General features: G+C 73.6%; 16 protein-coding genes. 11 read left to right on the top strand and 5 right to left on the bottom strand.

The window, feature by feature from the left end; genetic code table 11:
- Positions 1 to 144: 144 nt before the first annotated feature.
- Both OHO83_RS30190 and OHO83_RS30185 read right to left on the bottom strand, forming a co-directional pair.
- A complete protein-coding gene (locus tag OHO83_RS30190; protein WP_330280007.1) occupies positions 145 to 993 on the bottom strand; it encodes an SMP-30/gluconolactonase/LRE family protein in 849 nt (282 codons plus the stop codon).
- Positions 990 to 1,766, bottom strand: a complete 777-nt coding sequence (locus OHO83_RS30185) for an IclR family transcriptional regulator (RefSeq protein ID WP_266670247.1) — start codon at positions 1,764 to 1,766, stop codon at positions 990 to 992. The genes OHO83_RS30190 and OHO83_RS30185 overlap by 4 nt, the downstream gene beginning before the upstream one ends.
- Positions 1,767 to 1,954: 188 nt before the next feature.
- On the opposite strand from OHO83_RS30185, the gene OHO83_RS30180 reads away from it, so the two are divergent.
- Together OHO83_RS30180 and OHO83_RS30175 are read left to right on the top strand one after the other, a co-directional pair.
- On the top strand, positions 1,955 to 2,698 hold the full coding sequence (locus OHO83_RS30180) for an SDR family oxidoreductase (protein ID WP_266670249.1): 744 nt from the start codon (positions 1,955 to 1,957) through the stop codon (positions 2,696 to 2,698).
- 49 nt (positions 2,699 to 2,747) lie between these two features.
- Positions 2,748 to 3,683, top strand: coding sequence for an RNA polymerase sigma-70 factor (locus tag OHO83_RS30175; protein WP_266670251.1), 936 nt, complete (start codon positions 2,748 to 2,750; stop codon positions 3,681 to 3,683).
- An 8-nt stretch (positions 3,684 to 3,691) separates the two neighbouring features.
- Here the strand turns inward: OHO83_RS30175 and OHO83_RS30170 are convergent, their stop codons facing one another.
- Positions 3,692 to 4,984, bottom strand: coding sequence for a helix-turn-helix domain-containing protein (locus OHO83_RS30170; RefSeq protein ID WP_266670253.1), 1,293 nt, complete (start codon positions 4,982 to 4,984; stop codon positions 3,692 to 3,694).
- A gap of 3 nt (positions 4,985 to 4,987) precedes the next feature.
- Positions 4,988 to 5,140: a hypothetical protein gene (locus OHO83_RS30165; protein ID WP_165914430.1), complete on the bottom strand. Its 153-nt coding sequence runs from the start codon at positions 5,138 to 5,140 to the stop codon at positions 4,988 to 4,990.
- 188 nt (positions 5,141 to 5,328) lie between these two features.
- Here OHO83_RS30165 and OHO83_RS30160 point away from each other — a divergent pair, with 188 nt between their 5' ends.
- From OHO83_RS30160 to OHO83_RS30120, 9 genes are all read left to right on the top strand, one after another.
- Positions 5,329 to 6,339: a DUF3068 domain-containing protein gene (locus OHO83_RS30160; RefSeq protein ID WP_330280006.1), complete on the top strand. Its 1,011-nt coding sequence runs from the start codon at positions 5,329 to 5,331 to the stop codon at positions 6,337 to 6,339.
- Between the two features lie 271 nt (positions 6,340 to 6,610).
- Positions 6,611 to 7,762, top strand: coding sequence for a glycosyltransferase family 4 protein (locus tag OHO83_RS30155; protein WP_266670258.1), 1,152 nt, complete (start codon positions 6,611 to 6,613; stop codon positions 7,760 to 7,762).
- Positions 7,759 to 8,508 (top strand): class I SAM-dependent methyltransferase, encoded by a 750-nt coding sequence (locus tag OHO83_RS30150; protein WP_266670260.1) that lies wholly within the window; start codon positions 7,759 to 7,761, stop codon positions 8,506 to 8,508. The genes OHO83_RS30155 and OHO83_RS30150 overlap by 4 nt, the downstream gene beginning before the upstream one ends.
- Positions 8,505 to 12,632 carry an alpha-(1->3)-arabinofuranosyltransferase gene (locus tag OHO83_RS30145; protein WP_330280005.1) on the top strand — a complete coding sequence of 1,376 codons (4,128 nt, stop codon included), beginning with the start codon at positions 8,505 to 8,507 and terminating at the stop codon, positions 12,630 to 12,632. The genes OHO83_RS30150 and OHO83_RS30145 overlap by 4 nt, the downstream gene beginning before the upstream one ends.
- Entirely contained in the window at positions 12,629 to 13,927 is a 1,299-nt protein-coding gene (locus OHO83_RS30140; RefSeq protein ID WP_266670264.1) for a condensation protein, read from the top strand. Before OHO83_RS30145 ends, OHO83_RS30140 begins: the two co-directional genes overlap by 4 nt.
- Positions 13,924 to 14,655: a class I SAM-dependent methyltransferase gene (locus OHO83_RS30135; RefSeq protein ID WP_266670266.1), complete on the top strand. Its 732-nt coding sequence runs from the start codon at positions 13,924 to 13,926 to the stop codon at positions 14,653 to 14,655. Before OHO83_RS30140 ends, OHO83_RS30135 begins: the two co-directional genes overlap by 4 nt.
- A gap of 14 nt (positions 14,656 to 14,669) precedes the next feature.
- A complete protein-coding gene (locus tag OHO83_RS30130) occupies positions 14,670 to 15,599 on the top strand; it encodes a hypothetical protein (RefSeq protein ID WP_330280810.1) in 930 nt (309 codons plus the stop codon).
- Positions 15,586 to 15,816, top strand: a complete 231-nt coding sequence (locus OHO83_RS30125) for a Trm112 family protein (protein ID WP_266670268.1) — start codon at positions 15,586 to 15,588, stop codon at positions 15,814 to 15,816. Before OHO83_RS30130 ends, OHO83_RS30125 begins: the two co-directional genes overlap by 14 nt.
- A 23-nt stretch (positions 15,817 to 15,839) precedes the next feature.
- On the top strand, positions 15,840 to 16,448 hold the full coding sequence (locus OHO83_RS30120) for a hypothetical protein (protein WP_330280004.1): 609 nt from the start codon (positions 15,840 to 15,842) through the stop codon (positions 16,446 to 16,448).
- Here the strand turns inward: OHO83_RS30120 and OHO83_RS30115 are convergent.
- Complete coding sequence (locus OHO83_RS30115; protein ID WP_330280003.1) at positions 16,438 to 17,340, bottom strand: ATP-grasp domain-containing protein; 903 nt, start codon at positions 17,338 to 17,340, stop codon at positions 16,438 to 16,440. The two genes, OHO83_RS30120 and OHO83_RS30115, sit on opposite strands and share 11 nt — an antisense overlap.
- Positions 17,341 to 17,347 lie beyond the last annotated feature (7 nt).

Below are 17,347 nucleotides of genomic sequence, written 5' to 3'. Positions count from 1 at the left end.
CTGTTCGATATACCGAATGGTGCTCGTAACTTCGAACGGGACCGTAGGTTCGGGACGCGGCGACGTCAATGGGTTGCGCAGCACAAAGGTGCGGGACCCCCACCGGCGTGGGGGTCCCGCACCTTCCGGACGCTCGCTCCGTACTCAGCCCTCGAACGCGGGTTGCGCCAGCCCATGGCCCATGTCGCGCAGCACGAGCAGCGAACCGGCGTACGGGGACGGGGCGTCGAGGCCGACACGGGCCGACGTGACGTACAGGTCGGTGAGGTCCGCGCCGCCGAAGGCGCACGCGGTCGGGCGCTTCACGGGCAGCTCCACGACGCGGTCGAGCACGCCGGACGGGGTGTAGCGGCGCAGCGCCGAGCCGTCCCAGAGGGCGACCCACACACAGCCGTCCGCGTCGACGGTCAGCCCGTCGGGATGGCCCGCACATTCCTCGACGACCGCGAACTCACGTCGCTGCAGCACCTGTTGGCCATCGACGTCAAAGACGTCGATGCGCCGCGTCGGGGTGTCGACGTAGTACATGAGCGTGCCGTCGGGGCTCCAGCCGGTGCCGTTGCTGACCGTGACGTCGCCGAGGATCTCCGTCGCGGTCCCGTCGGCGGCGATCCGCACGAGGTTGCCGCCTCCCGGCCTCTCGTCGTACGCCATACTGCCCGCCCAGAGCGAGCCGTCCGGGGCGATCGCCGCGTCGTTGCCGCGCCGCCCGGGCACGGGGTCGCGGTGCAGCCACCGGAAGTCGCTGCCGCCGCGGCCGTACAGGCCGATGCCGTCACGGAGGTTGACGACGAGTCCCGCGCCGCCTGCCCGGGGCTTGGCCGCGCCGACGTGCTGCTCGGTGGCCATGACCGTGCGGCGTCCGGTCGCGGGGTCGTAGGTGTGGACCCGGCTGCCGAGGATGTCGACCCAGATCAGCCGGCCGGCCTCCGCGTCCCAGGTGGGGCCCTCCCCGAGCGTGGCCTCCGCACGGACGGCCACCTCCGGCCTCATCGGCCGGCCCCCCGGTACCCGAGCCGCTCCGACAGGTCGGCGGCGCCCTTCACGGCGAGCCGCGCCAGCTCGTCCTCGCGGGTCGCGCTCCAGCGGATCATCGGCACCGACACGGAGAGCGCGGCGACGACCCGTCCGGAACGGTCGCGCACGGGGGCGGCGACGCAGCTGACGTCCGGGTTGGACTCGCGGCTCTCGACGGCGACGCCGCGCTCCCGGATGCCGGCGAGGGCCTCGCGCAGGAGGGCGGGGTCGGTGATGCTGTTCTCCGTCATCGCCGCCAGCTCGGCGTCGTCGGGGACGCGGGCCGCCAGTTCGGGCTGCGGCAGTGAGGCGAGGAGCATCTTGCCGACGGACGTGCAGTGCGCCGGCAGCCGGCGCCCCGCGGCGGAGACCATCCGCACGGCGTGGGTGCTGTCGACCTTCGCGATGTAGATGACGTCGGTGTCCTCGAGGATCGCCACGTGCACGGTCTCGTCGCAGGTCTCGGCGACCTCACGGGCGACCTGCTGGCCCTCGGCGGCGAGGTCGAGCTGCTCCGCGTACCGGCTGCCCAGCTGATAGGGGCGCACCCCCAGGCGGTAGCGGCCGGGCTCACCCGGGACGGTCACGAGGTAGGAGCGGGCGGTCAGCGTCGTCACCAGCTCGTGCACGGTGGTGCGCGGCAGCTGGAGCTTGCGGACGATGTCCGGGGCGGACAGCGTGCCGTCCCCGTCCAGGAACAGCTCGAGTATGTCGAGAGCCCGGGTCACGGCGGGTACGAGTCGCCCCATGGCCGGCCCCCTCTCTGATGTTCGAAATTTCAACAGTCGGTCGGTATCACGAACATAGGCTACTCACAGCCGTGTTGAGCGGGCAATGGGCCCGCAGGTGCCTCCGCGAACCGGGTCACGACCTTGTGACGGCGCTCACACCCCCCGTACGCGTGTCACAGCCGAGGGGGCCTGATCGTCTTAGGGGCATGACGAACACGGAGCAGACCTCGGTACTCATCACCGGCGCCAACAAGGGACTTGGCCTGGAGACGGCCCGGCGGCTCGGGGAACTGGGCTGGACGGTCTTTCTCGGCTCGCGCGACGAGGGCCGCGGGCGGGCGGCCGCCGACAAGCTGGCCGCCGGTGGCGCGAACGTGGTGACGGTCCCGCTGGACGTGACCTCGGACGAGTCGGTGGCCGCGGCCGTACGACTCGTCCGCGAGCACACCGAACGGCTGGACGTACTCGTCAACAACGCCGGAGCGCCGGGCAAGGGGACCGCGCCCGCCGACGCGACGGCCGACGACATCCACTCCGTCTACGACACCAATGTGTACGGCCCGATCAGGGTCACGCAGGCGTTCCTCCCCCTGCTTCGGGCGGCGGAGAACCCGCGGGTGGTGATGGTGTCGAGCGCCGGCGGTTCCTTCGCGACCGTGACCGACCCGGAGCAGCCCTTCTCGAAGATCCACGAGCTCGGTTACAGCTCGTCGAAGGCGGCACTGAACATGCTCACCGTGCGGTACGCGCAGGCGCTCCCGGGGATCAAGTTCAACGCCGTCACTCCCGGCGAGGTCGCCAACCGCACGTTCGCCGCCACCGACATGAACGGTCACACCGGCGCGCTGACCGTGACCGAGGGCACCGACTCGATCGTCCGGCTCGCACTGCTCGACGTCGACGGGCCGACCGGAACGTTCAGCGACCGCCTCGGTCCCGTCGCATGGTGATGTTCTGCGCGTGCGGGCTTTCCACCACCGGGGCCAGGGAGGAACTTGCGTGAGACGGGTCGAGGAGTTCGAGGAGTTCGAGGAGCTGCGGCCGCTGCTGTTCTCGATCGCCTACCGCATCCTGGGCAGCGTGAGCGAGGCCGAGGACGCGGTCCAGGAGACGTGGCTGCGCTTCGCGGCGTCCACGACACAGCCCAGGTCGGCCAAGGCGTTCCTGTCGGCCACGGTCACCCGGATCTCGATCGACGTGCTGGGCTCGGCCCGCGTGCGGCGGGAGGCCTACGTCGGACCGTGGTTCCCCGAGCCGCTCCTGTCCGACCCCTATGAGGATCCGGCGCGCTCGGCGGAGCTGGCCGACTCGGTGTCCATGGCGGCGCTGCTGCTCCTGGAGCGGCTCAGCCCGCTGGAGCGGGCGGTCTTCGTGCTGCGGGAGGTGTTCGCGTTCGGCTTCCCCGAGATCGCCTCGGCCGTGGACCGCTCGGAGGCCGCGTGCCGCCAGCTCGCGGTGCGGGCGCGGCGCCACATGGACGCGGGCCGGCCCCGGTTCGAGGCCGACCGCCAGGAGCGGGAGCAACTGGCGGCGCGGTTCTTCGACGCGCTGCGGGAGGGCGACGTCGACGGCCTGCAAGAGCTCCTCGCCGCCGATGTGTCCCTGGTCGGCGACGGCGGCGGCAACGCCCCGCAGCTCGCCAGGCCCGTCGCGGGCGCGAGCAACGTGGCCCGGCTGCTGGCTTCGGTCTTCCCCGTGATGTTCCGGATCGACGTGACGTCCGAGCCGCACGAGATGAACGGTCAGCCGGGCGCGATCCTGCGCGACCGGGACGGCAGGGTCCTCAACACCGTCATCCTCGACGTGCTCGACGGGCAGATCCAGACGATCCGCCTGGTGATCAACCCCGACAAGCTCGGGCACCTGGGCCCGGTGTCGGACCCGTGGGCGGTCGACCGCGAGGTGCGTCAGGCCCGCCGGCGGCGGAAGGACTGACGGGCCGGTCACGGCCCGCCGCTCAGATCCCTCAACCGCCGTGCCCGCAGCACCAGTTCCAGCTCGAAGCGGCGGTCCGGGTCGTCGATCTCGTCGCCCCACAGCTCGCGAATCTGGCGCAGCCGGTAGCGGACGGTCTGCGGGTGGACGCCGAGACGGGCGGCCACCTCGGGTGCGCCGCCGCGCGTCTCCAGCCAGGCGAGGAGGGTGTCGGCCATGCGGCGGGCGTGGGTCGGGCCGCAGTGGGCGAGGGGCGCGAGCGCGCGGCGCGACAGGTCGTCGATGAGTTCCTCGGGCTGGAGCAGCACGAGGGCCTGGGTGTGTTCGGTGCAGTGGAGCACCTCGCCCGCCGGGAGCAGCCCGCGCTCCACGAGCCGGACCGCGGCTTCGGCCCAGCGCAGGGACTTCGCCGCGTCGGGCAGCGGCACGGGCGGGCCGATCGCGCCGGACCAGCCGGCCATGGCGCGGCGCAGGAGTTCGGGGCGGCCCGCCGCGTCGGGGTCGGGCACGACCATGCGGGGCTGCTCGGTCTCCATGTCGAGGAGCACGCCCTGTCCGACGGCGGGCGCGACGGCTTCGCGCGCGGGGCGCAGGAGGACTCCGACGGAGACCCGGCCGGGCAGGGGCCAGCCGATCCGCGCGGCCCGTTCGGCGAGGGCCCGCGCGGGGTCGGGCGGAGCGGCGGCGCCGCGTGCGGGGTGGTCGGCGTGCCCGGTCTGCTCGGTGAGCAGCAGGTCGATGAGTTTGCGCTGGAGACGCAGGCGTTCGCCGGCCTGCCGGGCGGCGGCCTCTGCGTAGCCGCGTACGGACTGGTCGACGAGGCCGTCGAGGTACTCGAAGCCCGCCTCGGCGAGTTCGTACATGGCGGGCGGCGGGATGAGGGCCCGCTGGCCGAGCTCGGCGAGGCGGCGCCAGGCCAGGCGTACGCCGAGCCGGTACATGGCCTGGAGGGAGTCGAGGCTGCGGCCGTGCAGGCTCTGGCCGCGGCCGAACTCCTGGAAGACGGCCGGGTGGGAGCGCGGCCGGTCCTCCGCGTCGGCGAGCTGGAACTGCACGAAGCCCTCGATGGCTCTGCGGATGCCGACGAGCGCCATGGGCTCGCCGGACTCGTCGAGCACGAGGGGTAAGTGGGGGTATTCGTGGCGGATCTCCCGAAGGATGTCCTCCGCGAGGGCGGGCGCCTCGGCCATCGCGAGCCCGGCGAACCGTTTCACCTGGAGCCGGGGCACATCGCGCCAGGCCGAGCGCTCGGGCCGCACGGCACTGTGCGCGGCAGGGCCGCCGGACGGAACGGGGGGCACTCCTCAGCGCTCCCGGCCGGCCGTCTCGTACGTCACGAGTGGCACGTTCGGCTGGTCCGGGGTGGCGTTCAGGAGGGCGACGACGCCCAGGGAGGCGCCGAGGGCGAGCACGGCACCTGCCGCGACGGTCAGGGCGGCGGCGAGCAGTCGGTTCATCGCAGGGTCAGCCTCTCGTTCTGGAGGTCGAATCCCCACCCGTGCGCAGCGCGTACCGGGCCCCGTTCCGGCAAGTGCCCAGTCTCTGCAATGCATTGACACTCCGTCAAGGGTGCGCCTACGGTTCCCGGCCCAAAGCCGCGTTGCGCCCGCACCAGACCTCCCTCCCCCACCCCCAGGAGTGCCGGATGCGTCGAACCGTCTCACCTTTCTCCCTGCTCACCCTGGGTCTCGGCGCGTTCCTGCTCGCCCTGGCCCCGCTGCTCGCGTGGTACGTCGAGCCACGCGCCGAACGCACCCCCGTCGACGTCGACACGACGACCGTGTTCACCGGAACCGGAAGCTACTTCGACACCGGCGCGGTGAAGACCGTGCACGACCGGCGGATCACCGTCACGCGCCAGGTGCGCGGCGACGTGGCCGCGTCCGAGAAGAGCGGCCGGGCGGTGTGGGACGTGTCCACGTCCGTCGACACCGACGCGTCGCTGCCCGCGGCGGACCCGCACGACGCGCTCCAGTGGACCCTGGAGCGCTGGGTCACCGACCGCAGGACCAACGCGCCGGTGCACTGCTGCGGTGAGCAGCCGTCCTTCGAGGGCGAGGCCTACCTCAAGTTCCCCTTCGACGTGCACAAGCGCGCCTACCGCTGGTGGGACAACACGCTCGGCGCGACGGTCACGCTCTCCTACCGGGGCACGAAGAGGATCCAGGGCTACGAGGGCTACCGCTTCACCGGCACCGTCCCCGCCACGAGGACCGGGTCACGCCTGGTGCCCGGGACGATCGTGGGACAGCCGAAGCGGAATCAGGTCCTTGCCGAGGAGTGGTACGCGAACCACGGCATCGAGCTGGTCGCCGATCCGAGGACGGGCCGGATCGTCTACGCCGCGATCGGCCCGCGCAAGACGCTGCGCGCCCCCGGTGCGGCGAAGGACGCGGTGGTGCTCCTGGACAGCGAGCGCATCGCGTTCACCCCGGCCACGCAGCGGCAGCAGGTAGCTCTCGCCGGCGACGACAGCGGCCGGCTCCGCCTTCTCGGCACGACGCTCCCGCTCGGGGCCGGCGCGGCCGGCCTGGTGCTCGCGGCACTGGGTGCCGTGTTCGTCGTACGGAGCAGGGGCGGACGGGGCGGTACGGACGGGAGCGAACCGTCGAATCCCGATTCGTCCCCAACAGTGCTGGAACCCTCCACGATGTGATGAGACGTCAGCTCTGGAAAGCTGAGAATTTGTCACCTCGGTGAGTAGCCGCATCGAACAGCTCGGCGAAAACTGTCCCACCCCACCCCCCGCACAGTTCACGCACGGCCCCCGCACAGCCCCGGCACAGCTCCTTCGTAACCGCCGCCCCGGCACCCCGTTCCGCAGCCTGAGCCAGTCCCCGCAACGGCGTCCGCAAAGGCGTCGTCCCCGAATGCTCCGCGCGAGTCCCCCCACACAGTTCCGCACCCCGAGACGAGTTGGAGCACCCATGCCCCAGCACGTGCCCACCCCCCTGCGCACGCCCCACCCGGGCGACGCACGTCCCCACCCGGCGCTTCCCCCGCCGCCGCGCCGGATCGTCTTCCTCGCCCACCGCGACCTCGGCAACCCGGCCGCGGGCGGCTCCGAACTCCTCGTCGACCGGCTGGCCGACGGGCTGACCCGCCTGGGCCACGAGGTGACGCTGCTGTGCGGCGGGCCCGCCGCGTTCCGTGACTACCGCGTCGTGTCGGCCGGCGGCGACCTCGGCCACTACCTGCGGGCGCGCTCCGCGTTCGCCCGCCAGGTCGGCGACTGCGACCTGCTCGTGGAGGTGTGCAACGGCATGCCGTATCTGGCGCCGCTGTGGCACCGCGGCCCGACGCTGCGCCTGGTCAACCACGTCCACACCGATCTGTGGCGCATGCGCTTCGGCGGGCCGCTCGCGCCGGCCGCGCGGCTCGGGCGACGTCTGGAGCACTGGGCGCTGTCCGGCGCCGAGCGCCGCGGTCTGCTGGTGGCCGTCTCGCCGTCGACGGCCACCGCGCTGCGGGCACTCGGCGTCGAACGCGAACGCATCCGCGTCGTCCACAACGGCGTCGAGGAGCCGGGCCCGCGCGCGGACCGCTCCCGTGAGCCGCTCTTCCTCGCGATGGGCCGGCTCGTCGAGTACAAGCGGATCGATCTGCTGCTGCGCCTGTGGGAGCGGGTGCGGCCGGTCACCGGCGGCCGGCTCCTCATCGTCGGCGACGGACCCGAGCGGGACCGGCTCGAACAACTCGCCGGCCCCGGCGTCGAGTTCATGGGTCATGTCTCCGAGGCCGAGAAGAACCGGCTGCTGTGCGAGGCATGGCTGCTGCTGCACCCCTCCGCCGTGGAGGGGTGGGGCCTGGTCGTCACGGAGGCCGCCGCGCGCGGGACCCCGGCGATCGGTTTCGACGTGCCGGGGCTGCGCGACTCCGTCGAGGACGGCGTCACGGGGCTTCTCGCACGCGGCGAGTCGTCGTTCGCGGCGGCCTGGTGCGCGCTGGCCCTGTCCGGCCAGCGGCGCCGGCTGATGGGCAAGGCCGCCGAGGAGCGCGCCGCGGCCTTCCGCTGGGCGCACACGGTGCGGCAGTTCAGAGCCGTGGCCGCCGAGGCGGTGAGGAGCCCCGCGCCATGACGCACTCGACACGCACGTCCCCGCCCGACCCGTCGCTCCGCCGCTCGCTCGCCCTGTTCCGCGCGTTCCTGCGCGAACAGCGGGACCCCGAGACCTGCTACTCCCTGCTGGCCCGCGACGCCGCCGACCAGGTCGAGGCGGTCTGCGGGGGTGTCGCGGGGAAGATCGTCGTCGATGTGGGCGGCGGGTCCGGCTACTTCACCCGGGAGTTCAGGCGGCGCGGCGCGCACGGCTTCCTCTTCGAGCCCGACGCGCGGGAGCTGGGCGCGCGGCCGGCCGCGCCCGCTGTCGTGGCGGACGGCTATCTGCTGCCGCTCGCGGAGGGCGCGGCCGATGTCACGTTCTCCTCGAACGTCCTGGAGCACGTGGACGACCCACAGACGTTCCTCAGCGAGCTGGTCCGGGTGACGCGGCCCGGCGGGATCGTCTATCTCTCGTTCACCAACTGGCTCTCCCCGTGGGGCGGTCACGAATGGGCACCCTGGCACTACCTGGGCGCCGACCGGGCCCGCGCCCGCTACCAGCGGCGTACGGGCAGGCCGCCCAAGCACACGCTCGGCGAGAACCTCTTCGCGCATCACATCGGTCCGACGCTGCGCCAGGTCAGGGCCCGTGACGACATCACCGTCGTCTCCGCGCGCTCCCGCTACTGGCCGTTCCTCGCGGCGACCGTCGCGAAGGTGCCGGGCGTGCGCGAGTTCGCCACCTGGAACCTCCTCCTCATCCTCCGGCGGTGTTCTCCATGACGAGCACGGTCCAGGCGCCGCCCCCGGCGGCGGCCCGCCCCGCCCCCTCCCGTCCAGGACACGGGCGGGGGCCGCGCTCGCGGCGCTGGCTGCTGGCCTTCTGGGCGACGCTGTTCGCGCTGTTCGTGGCGGTGTCGCCCGGGCGCATGACGTTCGACACGAAGCTGGGTGTCGCGCTCGACCCGTGGAAGTTCCTCACGGACCTGGGCGACCTGTGGCACGACCGGGCGGGCTTCGGCGGGATCTTCGACCAGTACGTCGGCTACTCGTTCCCGATGCTGCCCTACTACGGGCTCGCGCGGCTGACGCATCTGCCGGTGTGGCTGGCCGAGCGCCTGTGGCTGTCGATCATCGTGACGGTGGCGTTCTGGGGTGCCCTGCGTCTCGCGGAGCGCCTGAGGATCGGCAGCCCCCGGACCCGGCTGCTCGGCGCGGTGGCCTACGCGCTGTGGCCGGCGTTCACGATCGTCGTCGGCTCGACGTCGGCGGCCGCCCTGCCGGGCGCGTTCCTGCCGTGGGTGCTGCTGCCGCTCACGAACGACCGCACGAGCGCGCGCGTCGCGGCGACGCGCTCGGCGCTCCTCGTCCCGTTCATGGGCGGGGTGAACGCGGCGGCCACTCTCGCCTCCCTCCTCCCGGTGGGTCTCTATCTCCTCTCCCGCCCGGCGGGCCCGCGCCGCCGCAAGCTGATCGCGTGGTGGACCCCGTCGGTGATCCTCGCGACGGCCTGGTGGATCCTGCCGCTGCTCCTCCTGGGCGTGTACGGCGAGAACTTCCTTCCGTACGTGGAGACTTCGCAGACCACGACGGGCACCATGTCGGCCGCCGAGTCCCTGCGCGGCGCCGGGAACTGGGTGGCGTACCTGCACTTCGGCGAGGCCTGGCTGCCCGCGGGCTGGACGGTCGCGACGGCGGCCGTGACCGTCGTCGGGTCGGCGCTCGCGGCGGCCTTCGGGCTCGCGGGGCTCGCCCGCCGCGATCTGCCCGAACGCCGCTGGCTCGTCCTGACGGTCCTCACGGTCGCGCTGATCACCCTCGCGGGGTACGGGGGCGCGCTCGGCGCACCCTTCCACTCCACGGTGCAGTCCTGGCTGAACGGCGGCCTGGTCCCGTTCCGCAACATCTACAAGTTCCAGACCGGCCTCGGGCTCGCCCTCGCCTTCGGGCTGATGCACGTGACGGCGGTCGCGGCCGAGCCGCGCGGCGCCCGCCCCCTGCGCCACCGCCGGTACGCGCCCCTCCTGGCGGCGGTCCTGATCCTGCCGGGTCTCGCCTGGCCGTACCTCAACGGCTCGATCCTGCAACCGGGTTCGTTCCGCTCCCTGCCCGCGTACTGGGACACGACGGCGCACTGGCTGAAGGAGCGCTCGCCCGACTCGCGCGCCCTCGTCGTGCCCGCCACCGCGCACGGCATCTACACCTGGGGCTCCCCCATCGACCAGCCCCTCGACGTCCTCGCCGACTCGCGCTGGGCGCAGCGCGACTACGTCCCGTTCGGCACACCCGGCAACCGCCGCGCCCTCGACGCCGTCGAGCAGGCCCTGACCACCGGCGGTGAAGTCCCCGGCCTCCAGGACTACTTGAGCCGGGCGGGACTGCACTTCGTCGTCGTACGCAACGACCTCGACCCCGACCAGCTGGGCTACGTACCGACCGCGACCGTCAAGCGCACCCTGGAGGAGTCCGGGTACCGGCGCGTCACCGGGTTCGGGCCCGTCACGACCGGCGGCCGCATCGCCGACGGCACCCCGCTCCAGGTCGAGGGGCTCTATCCGCGCCAGCGAGCGGTGGAGATCTACGCGCCCGGCTCCGCGCGGCGTCCCGGGCAGGCCGCCCTGCTGCCGGTCTCCGGCACCGCGGAGGTCAGCGGCGGCCCCGAGTCGCTCCTGCCGCTGTCCGCCGACCCGGCGATGCGCGGCAGGCCCACCGTCCTCACCGGCGACAACCACCCGGGCATCGGTACGCCCGCGCTGCGCACGGCCGGTGACGGCCTTCGCCGCGCCGACACCCGCTTCGGCCTGGTCGGATCCAACACCTCGTACACGTACACGCCGACCGAGCGGAACTCCCCGGGCAGCACGCAGGACCCGGGGGCGAAGCCACGGCAGATCCTGCCGGGCGACGGGGTCCGCCATCAGACGACCGCCGTGCTGCGCGGCGCGGCGCAGGTCACGGCGTCGTCGAGCGGGAACTGGCTGTTCCACCTGCCGCAGTACGACCCGGTGAACGCGTTCGACGGGAACCCCGACACGGCGTGGGCGGAGGGCACACCGGGCACGCCCGACGGGCAGTGGCTGCGGATCGCGTTCTCCTCGAAGACACCCGTGCCCGGCACGCTCCAGGTGACTCCCCTGCCGCAGGAGGGAGTCAGGGCCGCGCCGACCCGGATCCGCGTACAGACGGAAACGGGCTCGGCCACCTCGGCCCTTCAGCCGAACGGCGAGCGTCAGACCGTCAAGGCGCCTGCGGGCGACAGCAGTTGGCTGCGGATCACGATCCTGGGCGCGCAGGCGGGGCACACAGGTCTCGCGGGCGCGGGCTTCTTGGCCGTCGACATCCCGGGCGTCCAGGTGACCCGGCTGCTCCGGCTGCCCCAGGACTCCACGGACGCGCAGCAGTTCAGCTTCCACGTGACCACCGCGGAGCCGAACCTCGGGCGCTTGTTCACGACCGCCGAAGGCGGCACGTACACCCTCGGGGCGAGCGCGCGGCCCGCTCCGGGCGACGCGTTCGACAAGCTCCTCTACGAGGTGGCGCCCGAGCAGCGCCATCGCGTCACGGCCACCGCGGACTCCACGTCCGCGCTCGGCGGCGACCTGTCGGCCCGCAATCTCACGGACGGCGACCTGACCACGGCGTGGATCGCGGGCGACCGGCCCACCATCCATCTGCGCTGGCCGGACAAGCAGCCGGTGGGAGAAGTCGTACTCGCCGCCGCCGGCGGCCTCTCCACCCGCCCAGAGAAGATCGAGATCAGTTCGCCGGACGGGGCGGCCGTGGCGGGCGTCGACGAGAACGGCGTGGCCCGCTTCGACCCGATCACCACGGACCGCCTGGACATCACCGTCACCGCGACGGCCCCCCTCACCGTCCACAACCCGGTGGCGGACGCCGATCTGCAACTGCCGGTCGGCCTGACGGAGGCGTACCTCCCGGCGCTCGACCAGTACCGCACCCCGCAGCCGTCCCCCACCCGCACGTTCAGCCTGCCGTGCGGCAAGGGCCCGGACGTCACGGTCGACGGCACACGTCACCGGACCGGCGCGAAGGGAACGGTCAGGGACCTCGTGGAACGCCGCCCCATCGCCGTCACCCTGTGCGGGCGGGCCCCCACGTCGCTGCCTCTCCCCGCCGGCACGCACACCCTGGAGGCACCACAGGACAAGGGCCCCCTCCGCCTGACCGACGCCACCCTCACCCGCACCGACGCACCCACCACCACCCCGCCCGCCGGCCGCGCCCTGCGCATCCGCGACTGGCTCGGCGACCGCAAGGAGGTGACCATCGGCTCCGGCCCCGCCACCTATCTGACGACGTACGAGAACGCCAACGACGGCTGGAAGGCGACCCTCGACGGCAAGGAGTTGACCCCGCTGCGCCTGGACGGCTGGCAGCAGGGCTTCCTCGTCCCCCAGGGCGCGGGCGGCACCGTGCAGCTGAGCTACGAACCGGCGCGGACGTACGAGGCGGGGCTGTTCGGCGGGGCCGCGGGCGTGCTCGCGCTGGCCGGGATCGCCCTCTTCCGGCGGCGCGCCGCAAACACCGACGCGACGCCGCCCGCCCCGCCGCCCGGGCTGCTGCTCGGCACGGTGGCACTCACCCTGGTCGGCGCGGTGATCGCGGGTCCGCTCGCGCTGCTCGTCCCGGCGCTCGCGCTCGTGGCGTGGCGGCGGCACGCGCTCCTCGTCCCGATCGCGTTCCTGGCGATGGCGGGTGCGGGCATCGCCGCCGCGGTGGGAGCCGGCGAGCCGTCCCGGTCGTCCGCGGGCGCCTTCGGCCCGGCGGCCCAACTCCTCGCGCTGGTGGCCCTGTTCGCCGCTCTGACGACCACTCGCGGGCCGGCGAGGACCCCGGCCGATCCGCCGCGGCCGCCCGGCGGCCCCTCACAGGAAGGATCGGCATGAGCGTGCCGGCCCCCGTCGCGCCGCGGCGCGTCCCGTTTCCCGTGGTCGACGAGGTCGCCCGGCACTGTCTCCAGGACGAGGAGCCGGAGACCGTCCACATCGAGGTCCACCTGCCGGGCGCCCCGGACCCCGCCAGGCTGACGGCCGCCTTCGCCGAGGCGCTGCGCCGCCATCCGCGCATCCTGATGCGGGAGGCGGCGGGCCCCTGGTACCGGCGGCGCTACGAGTGGGAGCTGACCCGCGGCCCCGATGTGGACGTGGTCACCTTCCCGCCGCCGGGACCGGACGCGCTCAAGAGGGCCAGGACGCGCGCGCTGACGCACGCCCCGCCGCTGACCGCGTCGCCGCCGATCCGTCTGGAGGTGTTGCGGGAGCGGGAGGACGGTGCCGCGGTCCTGTTCCTCACGATCAACCACACCGCTCTGGACGGCCCGGCCTGTCTGCGCGTCCTCGCGACGGCGGCCGAGATCTACGGGGACCACGACGACGCCCCCGGCGCGCCGGCGCCCCACCGGGCGCCGCCCGGGGCGCCGGGGCCCGCCCTGCGCGGGCCCTCGCCGTGGACCCCGCCCGCCCGCGTCGCGCCCGGCACCCCCGACACCTCACCCGCCCTCTCGCCCGGTAACGGCCTCCTGGTCGCGGACCTGCCCGTGCCGCACCGGCCCGCCGGCGCCCCGTACACCGTCAACGACCAGCTCATGGCCGCCACCGCCCTGATGATCACGCACTGGAACAGGGAGCACGGCGCGCGCCCGCGTCCCCTGCGCATCACGATGCCGGTGGACGACCGGCCCCGGGGCGCGGACATGCCCATCGGCAACGGCACCCGGCTCGTCGAAGTCACCTTCGAACCGGCGGAGTTGACGGCCACCGGCATTCCGCTCCTGCTGCACCGCACCTCGGTCCGCACCAGGGCGCTCAAGGCCCTCGACCGGCCCCAGCTCGGTCACGGCGCCGCCCTCCTCACCGCCCCGCTCGCCCCGGTCGCCTGGCGCGCCGCGGTCACCCGCGGGCTGCGCAGGGCCGCCGCACCCTGGACGTCGACCACGCTGCTCAGCAACATCGGCCGCGTCCCCTACCCGCTCGACTTCGGTGACGCGGGCCGCGCCCACGCCGTCTGGTTCTCGGCCCCCGCGCGCATGCCGCGCGGCCTGACCGTGACGACCGCGTCCACGGCCGGCCGGCTGCACCTCGCCCTGCGCTGGTCACGCACCCTGCTCGGGCCGGGTGACGGCGACCGGCTGCGGGACCTGTTCGAGCACTACCTGCACGCGACGCAGGAGGCGACGCCATGACGACCACGTCCGCCCCGCCCGGACTGCGGGACTTCTACGAGGACCCGGCCACCCCGGTCGCCTCCGGCGAACAGCGCTCCCACCGCCAGGCCCGCGCGCTGGCCGCCGCGCTCGGCCGGCCCGCGCCCTTCCCCGCCACGGTCGTCGACATCGGCTGCGGCGACGGACAGGCCGCGGCCACCGCGGCGCCGCTCCTCGCGGGCCACCGCATCGTCGGCGTCGACTGGTCGCAGGACGCCCTCAAGCGGGCCAGGGCCCGCATCCCGGACGTGGTGCGCGGTGAACTCACCGCGAGCGGGCTGCCGTTCGCGGCGGGATCCGCCGACGCCGTCCTGTTCAGCGAGGTGATCGAGCACCTCGTCGACCCGGATGCCGCGCTCGACGAGATCCGCCGGATCCTGCGCCCCGGCGGCCATCTCATGCTGTCCACGCCGAACCTCGCCGCCTGGTACAACCGGGCGCTGCTGCTCGCCGGGGTGCAGCCCGTCTTCTCCGAGGTCAGCCTGCGCGGGGTGCACGGCCGCCCGGGCACCGAGGTCGTGGGCCATCTGCGGCTGTACACGGCCCGCGCGCTGCGCTCGTTCGTGGCGGCCGCGGGCTTCGACGTCGTACGGGTCACGGGCGCGCCCTTCCACGGGGTGCCGCGCCCGCTGCGCCCCCTGGACCGGCTCGCCTGCGCGGCGCCGTCCCTCTCCTCGATCCTCCTGCTGCACGCCAGGAAGACGTGAGCGGGATGACCGCCATGTGGTGGGGTGTCGGCGCGGCGCTGCTCGCGAACGTCCTCTACAGCACCGGGTTCGTCCTGGAGAAGCGGGCACTCGCCGCGCTGCCTCAGGTCAGTGTGCGCCGCCCGGCCCATCTGGTGCGCCTCGTCGCCGGCAGCCCCCTGTGGCTCGGCGGCTCCCTGGCCCTGGCCGCCGGATTCGGGGCACAGCTCGCGGTCTACAGAACACTTCCCATCGCCGCCGCGCAGGCCATCTTCGTCTCCGGCCTCGTCCTCCTGCTGCTCCTGTCCTCGGCCCTCCTCGGGGAACGCACGACGGGCCGGGAGCGGTACGCGATCGGCGCGATCCTCGCCGCGCTCCTCATGGTCGTACTGTCCCTGCGCCAGGGAAGCGACACCGTCAGCAAGGGCGCACCCGCCGCGCTGATCCTCGGAGTGTGCGTGCCGACGCTCGCGGCGGGGCTCCTCCTGTACGGCCTCGCCGAGCGCAGAACGCGCCGCCGGCACCGCCTCCCGACGGCCGGCGTCGAGTACGGGGTCGCGGTGGGCCTGCTCTACGGCGTGAGCTCGCTGGCCATCAAGGGGGTGGCCGGATATCTGACCACGGACCGGCTCGGCGCGGCCGCGCTGCACCTGCTGACCTCGCCCTACCCCTATCTACTGCTGTGCACGGGCGGGTTCGGGCTCGTCATGTCGCAGGCGGCGCTCCAGCGGTGCCGCGCCTCCCTCATCGTGCCGGTGTGCTCGACGGTGACGTGCCTGTTCACGGCCGTGCTCGGCACACTCGCGTTCGGCGAGCCACTGCCGCGCGAGCCGGTGCCCCTGGCGCTGCGCCTGACCGGCACGGTCCTCGCCGTGTCCGTCCTGCTCCTCATGCCGAAGCACGACGACCAGCCGCCCCCACCACCCTCGCCCGCCAAGGAGTTGACCCACCGTGAAGCCCGATGACCCGCTGCTCAGGATCCTGGCCTGTCCGCTCGACAAGGGCCCGCTGCACCTCCTCCCGCCCGGGGAGGACGCCCTCCTGTCGGGCGAGGCGCTCTACAACCCCCGGCTGCGGCGCCGCTACCCGATCGTCGACGGCATCCCCCAGCTCCTGCCCTCGTCGGGCGAGCAGGTCCCGGAGGACGAGCACGAGCGGCTGCTCGATCGGATGTCGCCCTGACGGCGCGGCCGCCGTGCGCGACCATGGACCGTATGTCAGCGCGACGCAGGCCCGCCCCCACCGGTGAGCCCTTCACGGTCACCGACTTCCAGCTGGTCCTGCTGCGCCGCATGGCGGACCACAACCCGGAGCTGGTGGAGGACGCGCGCCGGGAACTCGGCGCGTCGGTGGCGCAGATGCGGGAGGCGAACCGCCGCTACCAGGCCAGGCGCCATGTGAGGGGCCCGCTCACCACGCGGTCCCTGTACCGCTCACTCCTCGGCGCCCCCGAACAGACCGTCACCCGGCAGATCGGGGACCTGACCTGCGAGGCCCTCCAGTGGCGAGTGCCGCTCTGGCCCGGTCTGCTCTTCGAGGCGCTGGCCGGCCCGAACGGCGCGGTGTGGAACGAGTGGCTGGTCCGGGCCCCCGGTACGCCCGCGCCCACGCTCCGCACCCTCGACGACCTCGTCCCCTGGTCCTGCACCGTGGACGAGGTGTCCGAGGCGTTTCCGCCGGCCCGCCCGCTGGAGGGCTCGGCCCCCACGCGCTGGGGCCTCGCCTTCGCGGCGCCGGACGCGGAGGGGACGCTTCGGGACGTCAGGGCGGAGTTCACCTACGGGCTGCTCCAGCGCTGGACGCTCACCGGCTGACGCCGGCCGCCACCTCGATGATCGCGTCGGCCACGACGGGCAGGGAACCGGGGTGGACCGTTCCGAGGAACAGGTTGGGTTCGACAAGCTCCAGCTCCATGACGCACGGCTTCCCGTCGTTCCCGTCGACCAGGTCGACGCGCGCGTAGAGCAGCTCGGGGGCGCCCGGCACGGCGGCCAGCGCCCGCTTCGCCACGTCGAGTTCGGCGGCCGTGGGCTCCCAGGGCTCCAGCGCCGGGTGGGGCGTCTTGTGCGCGTCGTAGGCGACGCCCTCGGCGAGGACGGCGCCCTTGCGGACGGCGTGCAGGAAGCGTCCGCCGCAGAAGACGACGGCACGCTCGCCGGTGACGTCGATGTCCGTGACGTAGGGCTGGATCATCGCGGTGAGGCCCGCGTCGTGCATGCGTGCCAGCTGGCGCAGCGCGGTGTCGCTCTCGGCGGGCCGGTAACGCGCGGCGAACCGGGCGCCCGCGCCCGCGGTCGGCTTGATCACGAACTCACGGTCGGCGGGCAGCTCGGGGGTGTCGCCCGGCGCGAAGTAGCGGGTGGGGACGACGGGCACCTCGCGGCCGGCCAGTTCACCCAGGTACCGCTTGTCGGTGTTCCAGCGCACGACGTCCACCGGGTTGGCGAGCCGGGTGAGCGCCGAGCACCGCTCGGCCCACGCGACGAACTCGGCGGTGCGCCAGCTGTAGTCCCAGGTGGAGCGGATGACGGCGAGGTCGAACGAGGCCCAGTCGACCTCGGGGTCGTCCCAGAACACGGTCTCGGCCTCGGCGCCCCGCTCGCTCAGCGCCTTCACGAGCAGCGGCAGGTCCCCGTCGATCTCGATGCCGGGCCGGCTGGTGACCAGGGCGATCCGGTTCGTGCTGCCGTAGGGGGCGTCTGCCACGGGAACT

Source organism: Streptomyces sp. NBC_00569, from assembly GCF_036345255.1.
Classification (GTDB): domain Bacteria; phylum Actinomycetota; class Actinomycetes; order Streptomycetales; family Streptomycetaceae; genus Streptomyces.
This window is presented reverse-complemented; position numbering and strand designations above follow the sequence as displayed.

Coding starts and splice junctions, on each gene's coding strand:
- OHO83_RS30190 (WP_330280007.1), bottom strand. CDS start 993: ATGAGGCCGGAGGTGGCCGTCCGTGCGGAGGCCACGCTCGGGGAGGGC.
- OHO83_RS30185 (WP_266670247.1), bottom strand. CDS start 1,766: ATGGGGCGACTCGTACCCGCCGTGACCCGGGCTCTCGACATACTCGAG.
- OHO83_RS30180 (WP_266670249.1), top strand. CDS start 1,955: ATGACGAACACGGAGCAGACCTCGGTACTCATCACCGGCGCCAACAAG.
- OHO83_RS30165 (WP_165914430.1), bottom strand. CDS start 5,140: ATGAACCGACTGCTCGCCGCCGCCCTGACCGTCGCGGCAGGTGCCGTG.
- OHO83_RS30160 (WP_330280006.1), top strand. CDS start 5,329: ATGCGTCGAACCGTCTCACCTTTCTCCCTGCTCACCCTGGGTCTCGGC.
- OHO83_RS30155 (WP_266670258.1), top strand. CDS start 6,611: ATGCCCCAGCACGTGCCCACCCCCCTGCGCACGCCCCACCCGGGCGAC.
- OHO83_RS30150 (WP_266670260.1), top strand. CDS start 7,759: ATGACGCACTCGACACGCACGTCCCCGCCCGACCCGTCGCTCCGCCGC.
- OHO83_RS30145 (WP_330280005.1), top strand. CDS start 8,505: ATGACGAGCACGGTCCAGGCGCCGCCCCCGGCGGCGGCCCGCCCCGCC.
- OHO83_RS30140 (WP_266670264.1), top strand. CDS start 12,629: ATGAGCGTGCCGGCCCCCGTCGCGCCGCGGCGCGTCCCGTTTCCCGTG.
- OHO83_RS30135 (WP_266670266.1), top strand. CDS start 13,924: ATGACGACCACGTCCGCCCCGCCCGGACTGCGGGACTTCTACGAGGAC.
- OHO83_RS30130 (WP_330280810.1), top strand. CDS start 14,670: ATGTGGTGGGGTGTCGGCGCGGCGCTGCTCGCGAACGTCCTCTACAGC.
- OHO83_RS30120 (WP_330280004.1), top strand. CDS start 15,840: ATGGACCGTATGTCAGCGCGACGCAGGCCCGCCCCCACCGGTGAGCCC.